This window comes from Azospirillum brasilense, assembly GCF_005222205.1.
Lineage (GTDB): Bacteria > Pseudomonadota > Alphaproteobacteria > Azospirillales > Azospirillaceae > Azospirillum > Azospirillum brasilense_G.
On record NZ_CP032347.1, the window covers coordinates 678,059 to 699,493 of the forward strand.

The 21,435-nt window shown below is 68.6% G+C and carries 16 protein-coding genes; 10 read left to right on the forward strand and 6 right to left on the reverse strand.

Annotation, left to right across the window (positions count from 1 at the left end):
- Positions 1-5: 5 nt before the first annotated feature.
- Positions 6-1,787 carry a phosphoenolpyruvate hydrolase family protein gene (locus D3869_RS25145; RefSeq protein ID WP_137142486.1) on the forward strand — a complete coding sequence of 594 codons (1,782 nt, stop codon included), beginning with the start codon at positions 6-8 and terminating at the stop codon, positions 1,785-1,787.
- On the opposite strand, the gene D3869_RS25150 is transcribed toward D3869_RS25145, so the two are convergent.
- Positions 1,769-2,488, reverse strand: a complete 720-nt coding sequence (locus D3869_RS25150; RefSeq protein ID WP_137142487.1) for a phosphoenolpyruvate hydrolase family protein — start codon at positions 2,486-2,488, stop codon at positions 1,769-1,771. The two genes, D3869_RS25145 and D3869_RS25150, sit on opposite strands and share 19 nt — an antisense overlap.
- Positions 2,489-2,579: 91 nt before the next feature.
- Here D3869_RS25150 and D3869_RS25155 point away from each other — a divergent pair, with 91 nt between their 5' ends.
- The 3 genes from D3869_RS25155 to D3869_RS25165 all read left to right on the forward strand — a co-directional run bounded on the left by D3869_RS25155 (position 2,580) and on the right by D3869_RS25165 (position 8,776).
- Positions 2,580-3,809 (forward strand): ABC transporter substrate-binding protein, encoded by a 1,230-nt coding sequence (locus D3869_RS25155; RefSeq protein ID WP_175426602.1) that lies wholly within the window; start codon positions 2,580-2,582, stop codon positions 3,807-3,809.
- Between the two features lie 510 nt (positions 3,810-4,319).
- Positions 4,320-7,604, forward strand: a complete 3,285-nt coding sequence (locus D3869_RS25160) for a DEAD/DEAH box helicase (protein WP_175426603.1) — start codon at positions 4,320-4,322, stop codon at positions 7,602-7,604.
- Positions 7,605-7,693: 89 nt separating this feature from the next.
- Complete coding sequence (locus tag D3869_RS25165; protein WP_137142489.1) at positions 7,694-8,776, forward strand: potassium channel family protein; 1,083 nt, start codon at positions 7,694-7,696, stop codon at positions 8,774-8,776.
- Positions 8,777-8,875: 99 nt separating this feature from the next.
- On the opposite strand, the gene D3869_RS25170 is transcribed toward D3869_RS25165, so the two are convergent.
- From D3869_RS25170 to D3869_RS25190, 5 genes are read right to left on the reverse strand one after another with little or no spacing between them, the layout of a single operon-like run.
- Positions 8,876-10,630 carry a hypothetical protein gene (locus D3869_RS25170; RefSeq protein ID WP_137142490.1) on the reverse strand — a complete coding sequence of 585 codons (1,755 nt, stop codon included), beginning with the start codon at positions 10,628-10,630 and terminating at the stop codon, positions 8,876-8,878.
- A 44-nt stretch (positions 10,631-10,674) separates the two neighbouring features.
- Positions 10,675-11,601, reverse strand: coding sequence for a beta-xylosidase (locus D3869_RS25175; protein ID WP_137142491.1), 927 nt, complete (start codon positions 11,599-11,601; stop codon positions 10,675-10,677).
- Positions 11,598-12,413: a TIGR04290 family methyltransferase gene (locus tag D3869_RS25180; RefSeq protein ID WP_137142492.1), complete on the reverse strand. Its 816-nt coding sequence runs from the start codon at positions 12,411-12,413 to the stop codon at positions 11,598-11,600. The genes D3869_RS25175 and D3869_RS25180 overlap by 4 nt, the downstream gene beginning before the upstream one ends.
- On the reverse strand, positions 12,410-13,006 hold the full coding sequence (locus D3869_RS25185; protein WP_247895962.1) for a histidine phosphatase family protein: 597 nt from the start codon (positions 13,004-13,006) through the stop codon (positions 12,410-12,412). The genes D3869_RS25180 and D3869_RS25185 overlap by 4 nt, the downstream gene beginning before the upstream one ends.
- An 8-nt stretch (positions 13,007-13,014) precedes the next feature.
- Positions 13,015-14,118: an inositol-3-phosphate synthase gene (locus D3869_RS25190; RefSeq protein WP_137142494.1), complete on the reverse strand. Its 1,104-nt coding sequence runs from the start codon at positions 14,116-14,118 to the stop codon at positions 13,015-13,017.
- 312 nt (positions 14,119-14,430) lie between these two features.
- Here D3869_RS25190 and D3869_RS25195 point away from each other — a divergent pair, with 312 nt between their 5' ends.
- Genes D3869_RS25195 through D3869_RS25220 form a run of 6 tightly spaced genes read left to right on the forward strand, consistent with a single transcriptional unit; the run spans position 14,431 to position 21,318 of the window.
- Positions 14,431-15,543, forward strand: a complete 1,113-nt coding sequence (locus D3869_RS25195) for an NAD-dependent epimerase/dehydratase family protein (protein ID WP_137142495.1) — start codon at positions 14,431-14,433, stop codon at positions 15,541-15,543.
- 37 nt (positions 15,544-15,580) lie between these two features.
- On the forward strand, positions 15,581-16,888 hold the full coding sequence (locus D3869_RS25200) for a TIGR04295 family B12-binding domain-containing radical SAM protein (protein WP_137142496.1): 1,308 nt from the start codon (positions 15,581-15,583) through the stop codon (positions 16,886-16,888).
- Positions 16,873-18,012 (forward strand): glycosyltransferase family 4 protein, encoded by a 1,140-nt coding sequence (locus tag D3869_RS25205; protein ID WP_247895963.1) that lies wholly within the window; start codon positions 16,873-16,875, stop codon positions 18,010-18,012. The genes D3869_RS25200 and D3869_RS25205 overlap by 16 nt, the downstream gene beginning before the upstream one ends.
- A complete protein-coding gene (locus D3869_RS25210) occupies positions 18,009-19,133 on the forward strand; it encodes a CgeB family protein (RefSeq protein ID WP_137142497.1) in 1,125 nt (374 codons plus the stop codon). Before D3869_RS25205 ends, D3869_RS25210 begins: the two co-directional genes overlap by 4 nt.
- Positions 19,130-20,224, forward strand: coding sequence for a CgeB family protein (locus D3869_RS25215; RefSeq protein WP_137142498.1), 1,095 nt, complete (start codon positions 19,130-19,132; stop codon positions 20,222-20,224). The genes D3869_RS25210 and D3869_RS25215 overlap by 4 nt, the downstream gene beginning before the upstream one ends.
- Positions 20,221-21,318, forward strand: coding sequence for a CgeB family protein (locus tag D3869_RS25220; RefSeq protein ID WP_137142499.1), 1,098 nt, complete (start codon positions 20,221-20,223; stop codon positions 21,316-21,318). The genes D3869_RS25215 and D3869_RS25220 overlap by 4 nt, the downstream gene beginning before the upstream one ends.
- Positions 21,319-21,435 lie beyond the last annotated feature (117 nt).

Sequence of the window (21,435 nt, forward strand, 5' to 3'; positions counted from 1 at the left end):
TTCGCATGACCCATGACCGGACTCAACTGCTGGACGAGCTGCGGCGGGCTTGCGCGGGCCGGCACACGCTGCTGGTCGGCGCCGCCATCGGCACCGGCCTCGCCGCCCGCGCGGCGGCGCGCGGCGGCGCCGATTTCCTGCTGGCGCTGGCCGCGGGACGCTTCCGCACCATGGGAGCATCATCCATCGCCACCATGCTGGCGCTGCGCGACAGCAACGCCTTCGTCGCCGACTTCGCCTGCTCGGAGATCGTGGACGCGACACCGATTCCGGTCTTCTTCGGCGCCTGCGCCTGGGGCCTCGCGGAGGAGGAGTTTTCTCCTCTCATGGAGCGGCTGCGCGGTTGGGGATTCGCCGGGGTGGTGAATTTCCCGACCGTGTCTCATGTCGACGGGCGCTTCCGCGAGGCGCTGGAGCGCACCGGCCTGGGCTTCGCGCGGGAGGTCCGCCTGCTGGAAGCCGCGCGGGCCGCCGGGCTGGCGACCGTCGGCTATTTCCGCCGCCGGGAGGAGGCGCTGGCGCTCGCCCGGGCGGGGGTGGACGTCTACTGCTTCAACATCGGCTGGAACGCCGGCGGCGCCGTGGGCGTGCCCAGCGGGGAGTCGGTGCTGCAGGTCGGCAACCGCGCCCGCGGCCATATCAAGGCGATCCGCACCGCCGACCCCGGCGCGCTGTGCGTGATCGAGGGCGGGCCGATCACCACCCCGCAGGAGATGCACGAGGCCTGCCGCGAGGCGCGCGCCGACGGCTACATCGGCGGCTCGACCATCGACCGCCTGCCCTCGGAAAGCTCGATGGAGGAGATGACCGCCGCCTTCAAGCTGGTCTCCACCCTGCAGCGGCGCATCGACCGGCTGGAACGGCGCCTCGACCAGACCGGCCAGGGGATGGGGCTGGTTGGCCGCACCGACGCGCTGGTGGAGGCGCGGGCGCGGCTGGAGCATCTCGGCCCCGACGGCGGGCCGGTGTGGGTCGCCGGACCGGACGGCAGCGGGCGCTCGCTGGTGGCCACTCTGCTGCACGGGCGCGGGCCGCAGCGCCAGCGTCCGCCGATGACCGTCGATGCCCGCCATCTGGACGGCGGGTGGCTGTTCGGGGCGGAGCCGGCGGACGGCGGACGCCGCCGCCTCGGCTGGGTCGAGGCCGCCAACGGGACGACGCTGGTGATCGAGAACGCGGAAGGACTGGCGCCCGGCACGCAGGCCGAGCTTGCCGCCTTCCTGGAGCGTGGCAGCTTCCGCCGTCAGGGCGGCCAGGACAGCCTGCGCTCCAACGCGCGGATCATACTGATCGGAACGGCGGGTCTGGAGGCCGCGACCGGTGCGGGGACGCTCGTGCCCGACTTGGCCCGCCGCCTCGCCCGACGCGCCATCGACCTGCCACCGCTGAGCGAGCGGCTGGACGACATTCCGCTGCTGGTCGAGCATTTCGCGGCGGCGCTGCGCCCATCGGCGGGTCCCGTGCGCCTGTCGCCGCGGGCGTTCCGGCTGCTCATCGCCCATGACTGGCCGGGCAATCTCCGCGAGCTGCGCGCCGTGGTCGAACAGGCGCTGGACGGCAGCGGCGATGTCATCGAGGCGGAAGCCCTGCCCTCCCTGGACGGCAAGCGCACGGGCCGCCCACGCCCCGACGCGCCGGGAGACCGGTCGCCCAAACAGTCGGAACGGGACTGGATCCTCGACGGCCTGCGGCGGCACCGCTTCCGCCGGGGGGAGACGGCCCGCTTCCTCGGCCTGTCGCGCAAGACGCTCTACAACAAGATGCGCCACTACGGCCTGTTGGAGTGACCGGCGCCGGGCGGAATCACCAGCCCGTCGGCCGCCCGCCTCATGAGGTCATGATAATCCTCGAAGCCGGCCGGCCGATAGAGGAGGACGGGGCCGCCGCCCTCTCCGCGCAGTTCGGCGACGACCGCCGCAGCGTTCGCGACCGCCTCGGCGTCGCGTGAGGCATCGCCGGTCGCGGCACCCGGATGCACGACGAGGCGCCCCGCACCCGCCGTCCGCAGGCGACGGCCGATGTCCGCGTCGGCGGTAAAGCCGGTGACGGCGAATCCCGCATGGGCGGCCTGCTCCAGGAACGACACTTCCCGCTCCGCACCGAGCCCGACGCCGCGCAGCGTCTCGCCGGTTTCCCCGTCGAACAGCGCGGTGGTGGGGAAATTTGCAACCGCGCGCACCCCGAACCGGCGCAGGGTCTTCAGGAACGGCCCCACCGGCCGGAAGGGGTCGACGGCCAGCACGCCGACGCACACACCCTCCGGCACGCCGTCCGGCAATTCAGCCAAGGCGGCGAGCAGCCGCCCGTTGCTGTCCTGGACGGGAAGCAGAGCCAGATACTCGGCGCAGTCCACCGGATTCCCGCCGAAGGCCGGACAGAACAGCCGTTCCCCTGCACCTTCCGCCTGTTCGGCATGGGGATCAAGCGTGGAGGTAATTTGTACGTCGAACCGACCGTTTTTCCCCATTTTACCCATGCCCCGGATCACGCGCCGTTGTGGAATCGACCATGGGGCGGGACGGTATGGCAACGGGTTTCGGTGAAGGCTCGCCGGGACGACGGAAAACAGGGAGGAAACGATGAAGCGTCAGTTGAGCACCGCGCTGCTGTCCGGGACCGCGCTGCTGCTGGCCACCATGCTGCCGGCGGCGGCGCAGCAGGGTGCGAAGATCTCGAACGACGTCGTCCGGATCGGGGTGATCACCGACCTGTCCGGGGCCTTCTCAGACCAGAGCGGCCGCGGCTCCGTCGCCGCCGCGCAGATGGCGGTGGAGGATTTCGGCGGCACGGTGCTGGGCAAGCCTGTCGAGGTGCTGACGGCCGACCACCAGAACAAGGTGGATGTGGGCTCGGCCATCGTGCGCGAGTGGATCGACGCGCAGAACGTCGACCTCATCCAGGACGTGGCGAATTCCGGTCTGGCGCTGGCGGTGGCGGACATCGTCCGCGACAAAGACCGCGTCGCCATCTTCAACGGCCCGTCCGTCACCCGCCTGACCGGCGACAAATGCACGCCCAACACCATCCACTACGCCTACGACGCCTACGCGCTGGCCAAGGGCACCGGGGCGCAAACGATCAAGCAGGGCGGCGACACCTGGTACTTCCTCACCGTCGATTTCGCCTTCGGCCATGGGCTGGAGGAGAACACGGCGAAAATCGTTCAGGAGAACGGCGGCAAGGTCCTGGGCGCGGTGCGCTTCCCGTTGAACAATCTGGACTTCGCCTCCTATGTGACGCAGGCGCAGGCGTCGGGGGCCAAGATCGTCGGCCTCGCCACCACCGGGATGGACGCGCGCAACGCCATCAAGGCCGCCTCAGAATTCGGCCTGACCCAGAGCGGCCAGCAGCTCGCCGGCCTCCTGCTGTTCGACACCGACGTCCACGCCCTCGGGCTGGAGGCGACGCAGGGGATGTACCTGACCACCGCCTTCTACTGGGACCGCGACGACGAGACCCGCGCCTTCTCCCGGCGTTTCCACGAGCGGGTGAAGATCATGCCGAACATGGGCCAGGCCGGCGTCTACTCCTCGACGCTCGCCTACCTGAAGGCCATCGAGGCCGCGGGCACCGACGAGGCCGGCCCGGTCATGGAAAAGCTGAAGAGCACGCGGATCAACGACGTGTTCGTGAAGGACGGCTGGGTGCGCGAGGACGGCCGCTTCATGCGCGAGATGTATCTGATGCAGGTGAAGAAGCCCTCGGAGTCCAAATACCCCTGGGACTACTACACCCTGCGCGCCACGATCCCCGCGGAGGAGGCCTTTCGGCCACTGTCACAAAGCGATTGCCCCCTCGTGAAGAAATGATGGCGGTAACGTGGACACCTAGCGGTTCCGTCACACATTTGGGGCCCCGCACGGGGTCGGGTTAGGATCGCGCGCGTTACGGCAAGTGGGGCGGCGGAGTGATGCGCGGTGGCAGGAGCCCTTTCAAGGGCCGGCAATTCACGGCGGAGGTGATCCTGTCGGCGGAGCGCGGGCACGGCGAGCTGTGGCGCTTCGCCAAGCTGCGCCAATGCAAGTGTTTGAACAACATGGTCGAGCAGGACCATCGGCGGGTCGAACGGCTGGTCCAGCCGGGGCTCGGATTCCGGAGCTTCCGCACAGCGCGCCCATCATTGCGCGCTACGAGGTCATGGTCATAACGCGCAAGGGCCAGGTCTCAGCCGTCCCCGCCGACGACATACCGCCCCCTTTCGCACGGAACATTCGACGAATTTGCCCACTCTGTTGGGAATGAACGGGCGTCCGGCTGTTAAGAGCCCACTGTCCCTGTTTCCCCTGACGCAGTGTGCCATGCCTGATGCTGCATCTCTGATGCAATTCGACCGCGCCGCTTTCCGCTTGGACCGGTCAATGACCTGCGCCGCCCCGGCCGAAGGCGCATTGGCAATTGAGCTTGCCCGATGCGCCGCCTGTTCACAGGCGGCGCCCTTGGTCGTGACCCGCAGCGACACCCGGGCTGTCCGGCTCGCCAGGGCGATCCGGGACGCCGCGCCGGACCTTGATGTCGTGCTTGTTCCAGGTTGGGACGTTCCCCCTGGCGAGCGGGACCAGCCATCGCGGGCCGTGCTTGGGCAACGCGCCGCTGCCGTCGCCGCCTTGTCCCGACCGGTCAAAGGCGCCGGGCGGCTGGTTCTGGCGACCGTCGAGGCGGCGCTGCAGCGTCTTCCGCCCCCCGATGCCTGGCCCGACGTCGCGCTGGTCATCGAGACGGACACACCCTATGACGAGGAGACTTGGCGCAGGCGCCTGATCGCCGGCGGCTACATCCTCGACGAGCGGATCGACGAACCGGGGGAGGCCGCATTTCGCGGTTCCGTGGTGGAGATCTTTGCGGGCGACGCCGACCGTCCCATCCGCTGCGACATCGTTGATGGCCGGGTCGCTCGGCTAAGGACCTTCGATCCGGCAAGCCAGCGCTCGACGGGCGACTGCGACCGGATCACCGTTCATCCGGTGACCGAAATCCCGGCGGTACCGGAGATCGTCGCACGGTTGATCCGAGGGCTGGAGAGCCGCAGGGACCCGACGGCCGCAGGGCTCGCGGAGGAACTCGCCGCCGGACGGCGCCCCTACGCTTTCGAGCGCCTGCTGCCCCTGGCCTACGACCGCTTACCGGGCGTGCTTGAGCTTCTTGCCGACAGTCCCATCGTCATTGACGAGGGGGTTGGCGACCGGCTGGAGGCGCGCTTCGACGATCTGGAGGAAGCCGACGCATCCGCCATGCACCTCGACCGCAACGCGTGGGAGATGGCGTTGCGGGGACGCGCGGTTCTGACCCTGGAGCCCGATGGGCAAGCCTTGTCCAGCGAGGCGCCGGCGGTGTCCGAACGCACCCTCCCCCGCCTCGCCGGAGAAAGGATTGTCGCGGGTGAATCCGTGATCATCGCCGCCGCGAACGCCGCCGACGCGGCCAGAATGGCGGAGCGGGTGGCGGTGGCGGCCGGCCGGCCGGTGCCGGTGCTCAACCGGTGGCCGGTGGATGGGCCTCCCGTGACGCCGGCAGCCCTGGTGCTTCGGGTCGCCGCAGGCTTCACGTTCGACGGGGTTACGGTGCTCGCCCAACGCCCCCGTCCGGAAGGCGGAGCCGGCCCGGTCGCCCCGCTGGCACCCGTCGACCTGTCGTGCGACGATCTCGCGGTCCATCTCGACTACGGGATCGGTGCGGTGCGCGGGCTCGAAACAGTTGAGGCCGGAGGCCAGCCGGAAGACGTCTTGGTGATGGAGTATGCCCGCGAGAACCGGCTCCTGGTGCCGGCGGCCGACCTCGACCGCGTGTGGCGCTACGGCAGCACCGACGCCCGGGTGGCGCTCGATGGGCTGAAGGGCGGAAATTGGATCACCCGCCGCGCGGAGTTGGAGCGCGAGATCGGCCGAACCGCGAAAAGCCTCCTGCGCCAAGCCGAGCGCCGGGCCCGCACGGAAGCCCCCGTGATCGCGCCGCCGGCCGGACCGATGCGGCGCGTGGCCGCCCGCTTCCCCTACGAGGAGACCGCGGGCCAGCGGCGCGCCATCAGCGCCGTGATGGCCGAACTCGCCAGCGGGCGGCCCATGGACCATCTGGTCTGCGCCGACGTCGGCTATGGCAAGACCGAGGTGGCGTTGCGCGCCGCGGCGGCGGTCGCTTCCACCGGCCGGCAGGTTGCCGTTCTTGCTCCGACCAGTGTGCTCGCCCGCCAGCACTTGGAGGTGTTCCGACGGCGGCTGGCTGGTTTGGGCCTGCGCATTGAGCCCTTGACCGGCGGCATGGCGGCGTCGGCCGCAAAAGCCGTGCGCGAAGGCCTCGCCGACGGATCGGTGGCGATCGCGGTCGGCACTCACGCTCTCTTGTCGAAGACGGTGCGCTTCGCCGACTTGGCGTTGGTCGTCGTCGACGAGGAGCAGCGCTTCGGCACCGTGCAGAAGCGGGCATTGGCCCGGCTTTCGGCCGGCGTCCACTGTCTGGCGCTCAGCGCCACGCCGGTTCCGCGGACGCTGCAGGGGGCGCTGGCGGGGCTGCGGGGAGTCAGCGTCATCGACACCCCGCCGGTGCGCCGCCGCCCGGTGCGCACGCGGGTCGCCCCCTATGACCCCTTGGTTCTGCGGTCCGCCTTGATGCGCGAAAAGGCGCGGGGCGGACAGAGCTTCTGCGTCGCCCCGCGGATCGCCGACCTGCCGGCGCTGGAGGCCGAGGTGCGCGCGCTTGCCCCCGGTCTGTCGGTCGCCGTCGCGCACGGCCGTCTCCCCGTTGCCGAACTCGATCAGGTCATGGTCGATGTGGCGGAAGGAGCGGTCGACGTGCTGGTTTCAACCCCCATCATAGAGACCGGCATCGACATTCCCCGCGCCAACACCATCGTGATCCGCCGTCCGGACCTGTTCGGGCTCGGGCAGCTCCATCAGCTCCGCGGCCGGGTCGGGCGCGGAGGAGCGCAGGCCTACGCCTATCTCCTGACCGATCCGGACACGCCGCTCAACGAGCGGACCGAGCGGCGGTTGGGCTCGCTTGAGGCGATCGAAAGCCTGGGCGGCGGCTTCGCCCTCAGTTTGCTCGATCTCGACCAGCGTGGGGCGGGCGATCTGCTGGGAACCGATCAGAGTGGCCATCTGCGCTTGGTCGGAACCGAGCTGTACCAGCATCTGCTGGCCCGCGCGCTGGCCGGCGCCGAGACGGACGATTCCCCCGAACTGCGCCTGGGCGTGCCGCAGACCATTCCCGCCGCCTACCTTCCGGAAGAGGACTTGCGCATCGGCCTGCACCGCCGCCTCTCGCGCCTGCGCGACGAAGCGGCGGTCGAGCCGTTGCGCGAAGAGATCGAGGACCGCTTCGGGCCGTTGCCGGAGGAGGCCGAGCTGTTGCTGGCGGCCGCCGCACTCCGCGCGCGCTGCCGGCGGCTGGGCGTCGCCGCCCTGGCCGCCGGCCCTTCCGGTGTGTCGCTGACCCTGAACGACACGCCCTGCCGTGCCGTGCGCGAAGCCGCGCTGGAGCGTCTGTGGACCGGGCAGGTGCGGCGGACCGACGACCGCCTCGTCTTTGCGCTGGGCGCCGACGGACCGTCGGAGATCCTGGACAATGCGCGCTCCCTGCTCGAACAGCTTCCGCCTGTCGGCACGGCCTGAGCGGAAAGTCGCTCCACCTGGCCACCTTGTGGAGCGACACGCGGCGATCCCCGTTATGAAGGCCGGGAGTGTCATTCAATGGATGGCCCATGCCAAAGCTTGGCGAGCGGAATGGCAACGAGATGTGGCGGATCAAGTCTAAGCCCCGGCAGGGCCGGGTTCTTCATGTCCGCTCCGGAATGTCGGCGGAACAGACGCTCGCCCTTCGTGTCGGGCTCGTGGTCGTCCTGATCGCCCTGGTCATCGCGGTGTTCTGGTTCGACCGCGATGGGCTGAAGGACCAGATCGACGGCCATGTCAGCTTTCCCGACATCCTCTACTTCGCGATGATCACCGTCACCACCGTGGGTTACGGCGACATCGTTCCGGTCAGCGACACCGCGCGGCTGATCGATGCCTTCGCGGTCACGCCCATCCGCATCTTCATCTGGTTCATCTTCCTGGGCACCGCCTACGAATTCGTTGTGCAGCGGATCATCGAGGATTTCCGAATGAGCCGGATTCAGAAGCATCTGCAGGGGCATATCGTGCTGTGCGGCTTCGGGCATAGTGGACTCATCGCCGCGCAGGAGACGGTCGCCAAGGGACATCCGGGCGAACGGATCGTCGTGATCGACCAATCGGAGGAACGCGTCCGGCTGGCGGCCGAGGCGGGGTTCATCGGGTTGCTCGGCGACGCCACCAGCGAAGAGATGCTCACCCGGGCCTGCGTGGGAAGCGCCAAGGCCGTGATCGTCAGCTCGGGCCGGGACGACACCACCATTCTGGTGATCCTGACGGTCCGCCATCTGGCCGCCGGCACCAAGATCGTGGGCAACATCAAGCAGGAGGAGAACATCAAGCTGGCCAAGTTGAGCGGCGCCGACTTGGTGGTGTCGCCGCCCAGGATCGGCGGCTATCTCATGGCCGATGCCGTGGAAACCAGCCATGCGACACCCTTCCTGTGCGACCTCATGTCGGTGGGTGGCCAAATGGTGCTGACGGAGCGCCCGGCGGCCCCGGAGGAGATCGGCAAGACCATGGCAATGGCGACCGCCGGCGTGGTCGTGCAGATCCACAGCAATGGCCACGCCATTCCCTTCACGGAGCGTCACCGCCATATCATCCAGCCCGGAGACCTGCTGCTTGTGATCAGCCCGGCGCACGGTGACGAGACGGCAGAAGGCCAATAAACGCTGTCGGTCTTCGAAGGCGCTGCCCAGACCGGCTGAGCACGAGTTCCACGATTGCCGGGAACGAGCCAGGTCCGAAGGTGATGCTCGAAGCGGTGGTCATGGGGTGACGGCGGGGGGTGGGGAGCGCTCGCCACGGCCCGCTTGCCGTTTCCAAGCCTCCTCGTAGAAGCGACGCATCGACGCCGCTCCCGCATCGGAGGAGGCGAATGACCAGCAGCCGATCTGGAAGGCGAGATAGCAGGGAAGATGGAAGGCCACCAGCCGCTTTGAAGCGCCCACCGCGCCGCACAGCCGGCCGGCTTCCGCCGCCGCAAGGCCGAATTCGACGATGGCCCCCGCCACGTCCCAAGCGATGTCCTGGCAGCCGATCAGGTCATGCGCGTCGGCATGATCGAGCGAGTCGGTCTTCAGCAACCGGCCGTCGGTGGTGCGCAGCCACTCCCAGATGTGAAGGCGGTTGTCGGTGACGGCGCGCCGGACCCCGGCGTCCAGCTCTCTCAGGATGTCCGGCGTCCAGCGATCCAAGGAGACGGTTGCCGCGGCGCCAAGCGCCTCGCCGATGTTCACGCGTGCCATCGCCAGCAGGTCCGGAAGGCTGGCGCCTGTGTCGCACTCCGCCGGAAAGCGTTGCGCGCGGAACCGGAGATAGTCGGCCAAACGTTTCAAAGGCATGGTGGAGGGCGGTTGCGCGCCGTCCAACCAGCGCTCCGCCAGGAAGCCATGACGGAGTGCCATGGGTTCCGTCGTGAAACCCGCCTGATGCAACGCGCGGGCCCGGTCCAGCTTGGCCTCGCCCAGGCGTCCGAGGCCGGCGAATTTCAAAAGCCAGGAGCCGGAGGCAGTGCGCAGCAGGAACTTGCGGCGTTCCTGCTGCGCATGGACCGGCGGCCAGTCCGCCGCAACATTCGCCGCCAATTCCGCCGATGCCGTCCGCCATGCGCCGCCCGACAGATCACGCAACGGTGCGACCGCAGGGCCGAGCGTGTCCTCGAACCAGCGCTCCAACGGCGGCACCGGGCCGTGCGCAGCGTGCACCAGTTCATTGAAGCCGATCACCGGACGCACCGCCTCGGCCCAGCGGCGGCGGTGCCGGTCGGATGAGCGCGGACCCGGATCGCCTTTATGGCTGGGAAGGAACGCGATCCGCCGGGACGGCACGCCCGCCGCCTCCAACCAATCGGCGACGGCGCCGAACGAACTGCCCGACAGACCCGGCCCTTCATCGACGATCACATAGGACGCGCCCGCGTCGGCGAACAGGGCGGCCCGCAGGCGGGCCGACACGCGGACGGCGCGTTGGAACGGATGACCGATCGGACGCAGAGTGACCGGAGGCGCTGCGTCCAGCGCAACCGCCGCCATCGCCGCCAGTCCGGTTCCGATGCTGCGCAGGCCAATCACGACGACCGGAGCAGGCAGGTCCGGCGGAAGTCGGGCCGCAGCCTCCAGATAGGCTTCCGGATAGAGGCCATAGAAGGCATAGCCTTCAGGTCGGCGTATCCGCACGGTTTCGGGCAAGGGTTGCGCCGACAACGTCTCCAGCTCAACCGCCAGCGCGCAAGCGCCCGGCTGCGGCTCGCCGCGCCAGGACCGGGCGACGGCGCGGGCCAGTTCCATCACGACCGCCGTCGCCGCATCGCGGCATGGGGTGCAATCGTCCTCCCCCAGCGCCGCGAATTCCGCGTCTGCGAGGCCCTGCGCAAGCTCCGCCGCCTCGATGAACAGGGACACCAGCAGGCCATGACGGATCAGCCCGTCAGGCTTGGCGGCGGCCGCAAGATGGGCGGCGGCGATCCTCGCCACGACGACGCGTGGGTTCTCAAGACGGTCGCGATCGCCGTAAACCAGCATGGTTCAGCCGCTCCGCGTGGCGAGATGTCCTGGTCTACCGCCTCCTAATCCATCGCCAGCAGGGGGAACGGCGCTGCCGGAGCGGTGCTGGCGTAGCGACGGACCATGGCGGCGCAAAACTCCGCGAACTCCTCGGCAACCTGGGGCGGGCTGGTGTGGTGTGGTTCGATTCCACGATGCTCGGGCGTGAAGCAAAAAGTGATGGTGACATCAAAATCGGCCAGCGCTTCCATCTGACGGTCGAACCAACCGAGCGCGTTCGGCCGGAAGCTGTCGGCCCAGGACAGACCGGTGCGCAGATGCCGGACGCCCAACCGCTTCATCCAGGCCACCGCCTCGTCCAGCCGGTGATCCTCGAAGTGAAACCATTGGCAAATCCCCATCTCGGCCGCATAGGGCGCGTAGGCGTTGAGCGCCGGCTTGGGCGTGCCGTCCGCCCGCAGCAGCCCCATGTGGAAATGACGGTAGTAGGAGGAGCCCTCCGCCTCCTTGTGGCGCGTCGTCGCCTCCCAGGCGCTGGGCAGGTCATAGAGGCTGTACCAATGAATGCGCGGAACCCGGCCGATCAGCAGCTCCGCGGTGCGGGTGACACCCCAGGCCTGCACCTCCTCCGCGCCAAAGGACGAGACGCCGGCCTCCGTCACCCAGATGGGCTTGCCGGTGACGGCGCGGATTTCCTCGATCTTGTCCGGCCATTCCCGGATCTGCCAGAGATTCCAGTCGAGCGGAAAGCCATGCACCGCAACCACATCCACATGGTCCAGCGCACCACGCTCGTCCAGACGGCGGATGAAGGAGGGATCGATGGGCGAGATGCCGCCGAGCACGCGCGTGAGCGCGCTGTTCTCCGCCCGGATCGCCTGTCCGGCCAGGATCGTCATGCGGGCGAACCGATCCCATTCCGGATCGAGATCGGGATTCCAGTGGGACTTGTTGTTGGGCTCGTTCCAGATCTTGGCGGCTTCGATCATCCCTGGCTTCCCGTCCTGACGTTGTTTGCCGATGCCGGTCCGGCGGATGGTGCGGCGGTGGATGGCAGGGCGGGATAGACGGCGCCCGCCTCCGTCGGCCGTGCAGCGCGGCGGCAGACATAGACCTCCTGCTCCGGATGCTCGACGACCCGAAAGCCGGCACTGCGCAGCATGGCCTCGGCGCAGGCGGCGTTCGGGACCCACCAGTTCGTCCAGTCGCCGGAATACTGGTGTTCGATGAAATGCAGCTTCGGATAGCCGGGCGCGTTGAAATGGTCCTGCTGGCGGAAATCGTAATCGGTGCCCACCGGTTCGACCGTCTCGGAGCCGCGCTGCATCGATTGGAAGATCATCAGGTCGCGGGCGGCATGCTCGTGGATCAGGTCGAGAGCCAGCAGCGGGTGGCGCAGATGGTAAAGCACCCCCATGAACAAGACGACGTCGAACCGCTCCCCCAGCAACGCGAGGTCGTAAACCGACAGCTTGCGGAACTCGATGTCCTGGCGGGTCACTTCGGCGGCGAAGCGCGCCTGTGCAAGGTAACGGTCATCGAAGTCGATTCCCACCACCCGCTCGGCGCCGCGCCGCTTCATCTCGATGGAGTAGAAGCCACCGTTGCAGCCGATGTCGAGCACCGTCAGGCCGCTCAGATCCTGCGGGACCGCATGGGCGAACCGCCGCCATTTCACGTTCGGGTAATCGTGTAGGAAGTGGTCGGGGGCGGTGCTGACGCCGTTCAGATCAATGTTGTGGAACCAATCCCCCAGCGCGGCGACCCGGGCGCGGATCTGGTCGGTCGTCAGATTCGTCATTCCGCCGCCTCGTTGATGCTGTGGACCTTCAGGCCCCATTCCCCGGCGATCAGCACACTGAGGGACGCCGGAGCGATTTCGAACCGGGCGTGGAAGTCTACGGAAAGCCCCAAGGCGTGGCACAGCGCCGCCTTGATGACGTCGGCGTGGCTGACCAGCGCGACGGTCCGGCCGGCGTACCGGCGGCGCAGCCGCTCGATGCAGCGCGCCGTCCGGGCCTGAGCCTCCAGCATCGTTTCGCCCCCGGGCGGGCGGGCGTGCGACCGCGCGCTGTTCCACACATTCCAAGCCGGGTCGCCGCGCAGGTCCTCGAAGCGCATCCCGGCCCAGGCGCCGAGATCAAGTTCGTTGAGATCCTCCTCCACCTCCACGGCCAAGGCCTGTGACGCGGCGATGGCGGCCGCCGTTTCCACGGCGCGTTCCAACGGGCTGGACAGGACGGCGGCGAACCGGTGACGCGTCAATGTGACGGCCAGCGCCCCGGCCTCGCGCCGGCCGGCCTCGCTGAGCGTCACGCCGGGCATGCGTCCGCACAACACGGAGCCGAGCCGGTCGTGCGACGCGTGACGCAGCAGGACCAGGATCGTTTCCACGCCGCCGCTCACGCCCGGAAGCGCCGTCCGTCCGCCGCCTCGCCGGCGATGAAGCGCAGCGTGCGCTCGCGCGCTTCATGGTCCGTGAACTGCTCGGGGGGCGATTTCATGAAGTAACTCGACGGTCCGACCAGCGGCCCGGCCATCTTCCGGTCCAGCGCCAGCTTGGCGCAGCGCACCGCGTCGATCACGATGCCGGCGGAGTTCGGGCTGTCCCAGACCTCCAGCTTCAGTTCCACGCTGAGGGGCACACCCCCGAAGGCGGTGCCTTCCAGCCGGATGTGCGCCCATTTCCGGTCGGCCAGCCAGGGCACATGATCGCTGGGACCAATATGGACGTCGTCCGCGTCGAGCGGCACGTCCAGTTGGCTGGTGACGGCACGGGTCTTCGAGATCTTCTTCGATTCCAGGCGTTCGCGTTCCAGCATGTTCTTGAAGTCGGTGTTCCCGCCGAAGTTCAGCTGATAGGTGTGGTCGAGCCGGATGCCGCGCTCGCGGAACAGGTTCGCCAGCGCGCGGTGGATGATGGTGGCACCCATCTGGCTCTTGATGTCGTCGCCGATGATCGGCAGGCCGTGCCGCTCGAACCGCTTCGCCCAACCCGGGTCGGAGGCGATGAAAACCGGGATGCAGTTGACGAAGGCGCAGCCGGCCTCCAGCGCCTGCTCGGCATAGAATTCCGTGGCCCGCTGCGAACCGACCGGCAGGTAAGACACCAGGATATCGGTGCCTGAGCGGCGCAGGGACTCGGCGATGGCAACCGGCGCCTCCCCCGACTCCTCGATGTCACCGGCCAAATAACGGCCGATGCCGTCCAGTGTCGGACCGCGCTCCACGTGCACCCCCGAAGCACACGGGCTTGCGAAGCGGCACGTGTTGTTCGGAGGGGCAAAGATGGCGTCGGACAAATCCCGTCCGACCTTGGCGGCGTTCACATCGAAAGCGGCGGATATTTCGATGTCACTGACCCGATAGCCACCGAGATCGAGAGTCATCAGCCCGGGCGGCGGCTCGTTAGCGTGGGCATCGGCATAGTAGCTTACACCTTGCACGAAGGATGAAGCGCAATTTCCGACACCGGCAATCGCCACCCGCAGCTTTTTCCCAGTCACGAAATTCTCCTTGTCCCGAAAATTATCTTAATGGACCGGAGTGGTATTTGTATCTTGGAAAAATAATTGCTGGAAGATCGTCCAATCTGACCACGCCTTTTGGATAAGGTGCTGAAAGTTCAACGGCGATGTTAACATTGACGTGATCGCGCTTCTTTTCACGAAGCGAACATAGCGATGTCTCACGCATGCAAGTGAAAAGCTGTATTTCTTTTCAAAGAAGAATCGTGGCAATTACTGGCAATTTTACACATACCCAGAACAACCAGAAATAGCTGACACAGACATCACTGTCCATCAGCGGAGGGGCTCGTGGGAGAATCCGTTCTTGTCACCGGTGGCGCCGGTTTCATCGGCCGCCACGTCGCCAGGGCACTCCTCGCCCGCGGCGACCGGGTTCGGGTTCTCGACAGTCTGATCGCGCAGGTCCATCCCACCCGGACGCGGCCCGACGAACTGGACCCGGACGTTGAGTTGCTGATCGGGGACATACGCGACGAGGCCATGGTCGGTCGAGCGTTGGAGGGAGTGGATTGCGTGATCCATCTCGCCGCCGAGGTCGGTGTCGGCCAGAGCATGTACGCGGTGGACCGCTACACCTCGGTGAACGACCACGGGACGGCCGTGCTGTTCCAGCGGTTGATCGACCGACCGGTCCGCCGGGTGGTGGTCGCCTCCTCGATGAGCATCTACGGCGAGGGGCTGTACCGGACGGCCGACGGAACGCCGATGGAGGATGTGGTGCGCGGCCCGCGCAACCCGGACGGCTCCTGGGACCCGCTCGATTACGATGGACGGCCGCTGATCCCCGTCCCCACGCCCGAGAGCAAGCGCCCGGCCCTCAGGTCCGTCTACGCCATCGGCAAATACGTGCAGGAGCGGCTGACCCTGACGCTTACCGCCCAGTATGGGATGGAAGGGGCGGCGTTGCGGCTGTGGAACGTCTACGGCCCCGGGCAGGCGCTGTCGAACCCCTACACCGGGGTGCTGGCGATCTTCGCCTCGCGCATCGCCAACGGCCAGCGGCCGATGATCTTCGAGGATGGCCAACAGCGGCGCGACTTCGTGCATGTCGGCGACGTGGCGCGCGCGTTCCTGCTGGCGCTCGACCAGCCGACCGCCAACGGTGAGGTGTTCAACATCGGGTCCGGCGAGGACCGCACCGTGGAGGAGGTGGCGCGGCTCCAGGCCGCCTCGATGGGCCGGTCCGACCTGGCTCCGGACATCACCGGCCAAGCGCGCGCTGGCGACATCCGCCACAACATCCCCGACCTGGGCCGGGCGCGGACGGTCCTGAACTACGAAGCGCGGCAGGATTTCGCCGAGGGGCTGGCCGAACTCGCCGAATGGGTTGCCCGGCAGGAGGCGCAGGACCACGTCGCCGAGGCCCGGAGCGAACTCGTAGCGCGGGGGCTGGTGGCATGAACCGCCGGTCCGGACCGGCCTCGGTGGAGGCGACGTGATGCGTGTGGCGTTGGTCAACCCGGCCTGGGCCTTCGCGCACAGCATCTATTTCGGCTGCCGCGAGCCGCATCTGCCTCTCGAACTGGGCTACTGCAAGGCGCTGCTGGAGCAGGCCGGACACGAGGTCCTGCTGCTCGACGGGCCATTGACGGGATTGTCGAACGGCGAACTCGCGGATCGGGTGGCCGGCTTCGCACCCGGCATGACCGTGGTGACGACCGCGCCGACCTACCTGTTCTGGCGGTGCGCCCCGCCGGAGCTGCGAATCCCCCGTGATTTCCTGCTGGCGCTGGATGGACGCGGCGGCCGGACCGTCGCGGTGGGTCCGCATGGATCGACCACCCCCGGTGCAGCCCTGGACAAGCTGGGCGTGGACGTCATCGTGCGGGGCGAATGCGAGGAGGTCGTGAAACGGCTTGCCGACCGCCTGGATTCCGGCCAGCCGGGGTTGGACGGCGTTCCGGCGCTGGCCTTCCGCGGCGGCGGCGGAACCGTCCTCACCGGCGGGCCGCACGCCGGCCGTTTCGTCGATCTCCCGGCGCTGTCCTGGCCCGCCGAATGGCTGGAGCGCCACCCCCACCATCACCACCGCTACGGCACCGAACCGCTCGGCGCGGGGGCTGAGGTCGAGGCGTCGCGCGGCTGCCCCTACTCCTGTTCCTTCTGCGCCAAGATCGACTTCCGCGACCAGTACCGCCGCCGCGACACCGCCATCGTTCTGGAGGAGATCGACCGGTTGATCGCCGCCGGCGTGCGTTACGTCTATTTCATCGACGAGATCTTCCTGCCCCGCCGTGACCTGTTGGAAGCGCTGGTGGAGCGTCCGGTCGAGTTCGGCATCCAGACCCGCATCGACCTGTGGAAGCCCGACATGCTGGATCTCCTGGGGGCCGCCGGCTGCGTGTCGATCGAGGCGGGGGTGGAAAGCCTGACCGAGGAGGGCCGCGCCGCGCTCGACAAGAATTGCCGTATGAGCACCGACGCATTGGCCGACCGCCTGATCCACGCCCGGCGCAGCGTGCCCTTCGTCCAGGCCAACCTGATCGCCATGGCCGGCGACGACGCCGGGCTCGTCGCGCGATGGCGGGAGAGGCTGCACGGTGCCGGCGTCTGGGCCAACGATCCGGTGCCGCTCTACCCCTACCCCGCTTCGCCCGATTACCGCCGCCTGTGGGGCGAACCGGACGACCGGGCGTGGGAAAGGGCGCACGAGCACTATCTGCGCCAGTTCGCGCGACTGAGCGACATTCAGGAGGAGGAGCCCCTGCCCTTGCATAAGCTGGAGGCCGCATGCGGTTGCCGGTGATGCCCCCGGCAGCAGCCCCCGCCCATCTGTTGATGACGGCGGACAGCGTGGGTGGAGTGTGGACCTACGCGCTCGACCTCGCGCAGGAACTGGCGGCAGGCGGCCTGCGCGTCACCCTGGCGGTGCTTGGGCCATCACCGCAGGATGACCAGACCGCGGCGGCGCGCGCCATCCCCGGCCTGGAATTGATCGACACCGGCCTCCCGCTGGACTGGATGGCGGAAGACCCGGCCGCGATCCGGCGCGGCGCCGAAGCCCTGGGAGCGCTCGCTCGGCGGTTGGAGGTGGATCTCGTCCACCTCAACAGCCCGGCCCTGGCGGCGGACGCCGGTTTCACGGTCCCGGTCGTAGGGGTCTGCCATTCCTGTCTGGCGACATGGTGGGCCACCCTGCGCGGCGGTGCCCTGCCGGGCGACTTTCTCTGGCGGATCGAGGTTCTGGCGCGGGGCTACCGGGCCTGCGATGCGCTGGCGGCGCCGAGCGCCGCCTTCGCGCAGGCGACCGCCGCCGCCTATGGTTTGCCGCCACCGGTCGTGGTGCGCAACGGACGCCGTCCTCCAGGTGGAGAACCGGGCGGACGGGAGCGTTTCGTCTTCACCGCCGGACGCTTGTGGGACGATGGAAAGAACATCGCAACGCTGGACGCGGCGGCGGCGCTGCTGGAGGCACCGGTGGTCGCCGCCGGCTCGCTGGAGGGACCGGGCGGGAATCGCCGGACCCTGCGTCACGCCGCGGCGCTCGGGCGCCTGGATGCGGCGTCGGTCGCGACGTGGCTGGCGCGGGCACCGGTCTTCGCTTCCGCCGCGCTCTACGAGCCGTTCGGCCTGACGGTGCTTGAAGCCGCCCAGGCCGGCTGTGCGCTGGTGCTGTCGGACATCGCGACCTTCCGCGAGCTGTGGGACGGCGCCGCACTCTTTGTGGAGCCGAGGGACAGCGCAGCCCTCGCCGCCACGATCCGCCGCCTGCTGGACGATCCGGGGGAAGCCGGGCGCCTCGGCGAGGCGGCGCGGCTCAAAGCCGGGCAATACGGCATGGAGTCGATGGCCTCCGGCATGCGCAGTCTCTACCGCAACGTCCTGGCCCGTCACACCTCCACCCCCTCCCGCAAGGAGGCCGTCGCGTGAGGATCGTCTATTTCACCCATTCGCTGGCGTCCTGCTGGAACCACGGCAACGCCCATTTCCTGCGCGGCGTCCTGAGGGAGCTGATCACCCTCGGCCATGAGGTCCGCGTCTTCGAGCCGGAGGGCGCGTGGAGCCTGCGGAACCTGCTGGCCGATCATGGCGAAGCGGGGCTGGCGCCCTACCGGACCGCCTATCCGGACCTGACCTCGCTGACCTTCACGGCCGACACCGACGCGGCGGCGCTGTGCGAGGGGGCCGATCTGGTCATCGTCCATGAATGGAACGACCCGGTTCTGGTCGCGGCGGTGGGCCGGGCGCGGGCGCAGGGCGGTCGCTTTCTCCTGCTGTTCCACGACACGCACCATCGCGCGGTCAGTGATCCGAAGGCCATCTCCGCCTTCGATCTCTCCGGCTACGATGGCGTCCTGGCCTTCGGCGAAACCCTGGCCGCCGTGTACCGGCGCTGGGGCTGGGAGGATCGGGTCTTCGTCTGGCACGAAGCCGCCGACGTCCGGCTGTTCCACCCGCTGCCCGGGGAGGAGCGGCGCAGCGGAGCGGTGTGGATCGGCAATTGGGGTGATGGCGAGCGGACGAAGGAGCTGGGGAGCTTTCTGTTCGCTCCCGCCCGCGCCGCGGGTCTGGCTCTGGACGTCTATGGCGTGCGCTATCCCGCCGAAGCCCTGGCGACGCTGAAGCGGCACGGCATCGCCTACAAGGGCTGGCTGCCCAACGTCCGCGCCCCCGCGACCTTCGCCCGCCATCGGGTCACCGTCCATGTGCCGCGCCGTTTCTACGTCGAATCCCTCCCAGGCATCCCGACCATCCGCGTGTTCGAGGCGCTGGCCTGCGGCATCCCATTGGTCAGCGCGCCATGGAGCGATTGCGAAGGTCTGTTCCGACCGGGAGCGGATTTCCTGGTCGCCCGCGACGGTGCCCATATGACCGCCCATCTGCGCGCCGTGGACGGCGACGCCGACCTCCGCGCGGCGTTGGTCCGCAACGGCCTGGAAACGATCCGCGCCCGCCACACCTGCGCCCACCGCGCCAGGGAACTGCTTGCCATCGCCGCCGCTCTGGCTGGCACGCCCACCCCCTCTTCGATGCTGGAGCCTGTCCGATGAAGATGGCCTTCTACGGTTCGAGCCTGCTTTCTTCCTACTGGAACGGCGCCGCCACCTACTATCGCGGCATGCTGAGCGAACTCGCCAAGCGGGGCTGGGACGTCACCTTCTACGAACCGGACGCCTTCGACCGCCAGAAGCACCGTGACATCGAGCCGCCCGGCTGGGCCAGCGTCGTGGTGTACGAGGCCACCGCCGAATCCTGCCGCACCGTGATCGCCCGTGCCGCCGAGGCCGATGTGGTGGTGAAGGCGAACGGCGTCGGCGTCTTCGACGACGAGTTGCTCGACGGCGTGATGGATGCCGCCGGTTCCCACGCTTTGCGTGTCTATTGGGATGTCGACGCTCCCGCCACCTTGGCCGAGCTTCGGCAGGCGCCGGACCATCCCCTGCGCCGGCGGTTGCCGCGGATCGACGCCGTGCTGACCTACGGCGGCGGCCCGCCGGTGGTCGCGGCCTACGAGGCGATGGGCGCCCGCCTCTGCCGCCCCATCTACAACGCGCTGGACCCGGCAACGCACCAGCCGGCCCCTGCCCGACCGCGGTTCGCCGCCGACCTCAGCTTTCTCGGCAACCGGCTGCCCGACCGCGAGGAGCGGGTGGAGCGCTTCTTCCTGGAGCCAGCCGCGCACAACCCGCAGGGGCGCTACATCATCGGCGGCAGCGGCTGGGAGACGAAGGGGCTGCCGGCCAACGTCACCCACATCGGCCATGTCGGCACCGCCGACCACAACGCCTTCAACAGCTCGGCGCTGGCGGTTCTAAACATCGCCCGCGACAGCATGGCCGAGGTCGGCTTCTCGCCCGCCACGCGGGTGTTCGAGGCTGCCGGAGCGGCGGCCTGCCTGATCACCGACGCCTGGACGGGGGTCGAACTGTTCCTCACCCCGGGCGAGGAGATTCTGGTCGCCCGCGACGGCCAGGACGTGACCGATCATCTGCGCGCCCTCACCCCGCTCCGCGCCCGCGCCATCGGTGACGCCGCACGACGGCGCACCCTTGCGGAACACACCTACGCACGGCGCGGCGCGGAAGTGGACCTGCTACTGCGCGAAGCCTTGGTGGCGCTGCGGGAAAGGAGCGCGGCGTGAAGCTCGTCGTCCTGGGGCTGAGCCTGTCCTCTTCCTGGGGGAACGGCCACGCCACCACCTTCCGCGCCCTCCTCAAGGCGTTCGCCGCGCGCGGCCACGACATCCTGTTCCTGGAGCGCGACGTTCCCTGGTACGCCCAGAATCGTGATCTCGCCGATCCCGGCTATTGCCGGCTGGCCTTCTACGAGGATCTCACTGGCCTGCGGCGGTGGGCCGGCAAGATCGAGGAGGCCGACGCGGTGCTCGTCGGTTCCTACGTGCCCGACGGCGTCACCGTCGGCCGCTGGGCGCAGGAAACCGCGCAGGGGATCGTCGCCTTCTACGACATCGACACGCCGGTGACCCTGGCGAAGCTGGAACGCGGCGACGAGGAGTATCTCTCCCCTGCCCTCATTCCCGGCTATGACGTGTATTTCTCCTTCACGGGCGGCCCGACGCTGGAGCGGCTGCAATCCCGCTACGGCTCTCCGGCGGCGCGCGCGCTTCATTGCTCCGTCGATGCCGACGCCTACGCGCCCCTGCACACGCCCAAGCGCTGGGATCTGAGTTACCTCGGCACCTACAGCCCCGACCGGCAACCGACACTGGAGCGTTTGCTGCTGGAGCCGGCCCGGCGGGCGCCATCGCTGCGCTTCGTCGTCGCCGGTCCGCAATACCCCGACGGGATCGCCTGGCCCGGAAATGTCGAACGTCGGCATCATGTTCCTCCAGCCGAGCATCCCGCCTTCTATGCGGCCAGCCGCTTCACCTTGAACGTGACGCGCGAGGACATGATCCGCGCCGGCCACAGCCCCAGCGTCCGGCTGTTCGAAGCCGCCGCCTGCGCCACTCCGATCATCTCCGACCATTGGGACGGCCTCGACGCGCTGCTGGAGCCAAACCGCGAGATCATCCTCGCCCACACGTCGGGTGACGTTCTGCACGCCCTTCACCAACTGGACGAAAACACCCGCCAAGCGATGGGCGCAAGGGCGCGGCGGCGAATCCTGGACCACCACACCGCCGCGCATCGCGCGGAAACGTTGGAACGGGAACTGGAATGCGCGATGCGAAGGGCCAGCCGCGGCACCAGTGCGGCCCTGCCCTTCCACTAACAGGGTGCGGAAAAACGAACATATTCCGGCCTTTTTCCTCCGCTGAGGCTGAGAATGCGGGTTTCAGCGGGCGATTTGGTCGGGACGGAGCGTTTTTCCTCGCTCCGAGGCTCCCAG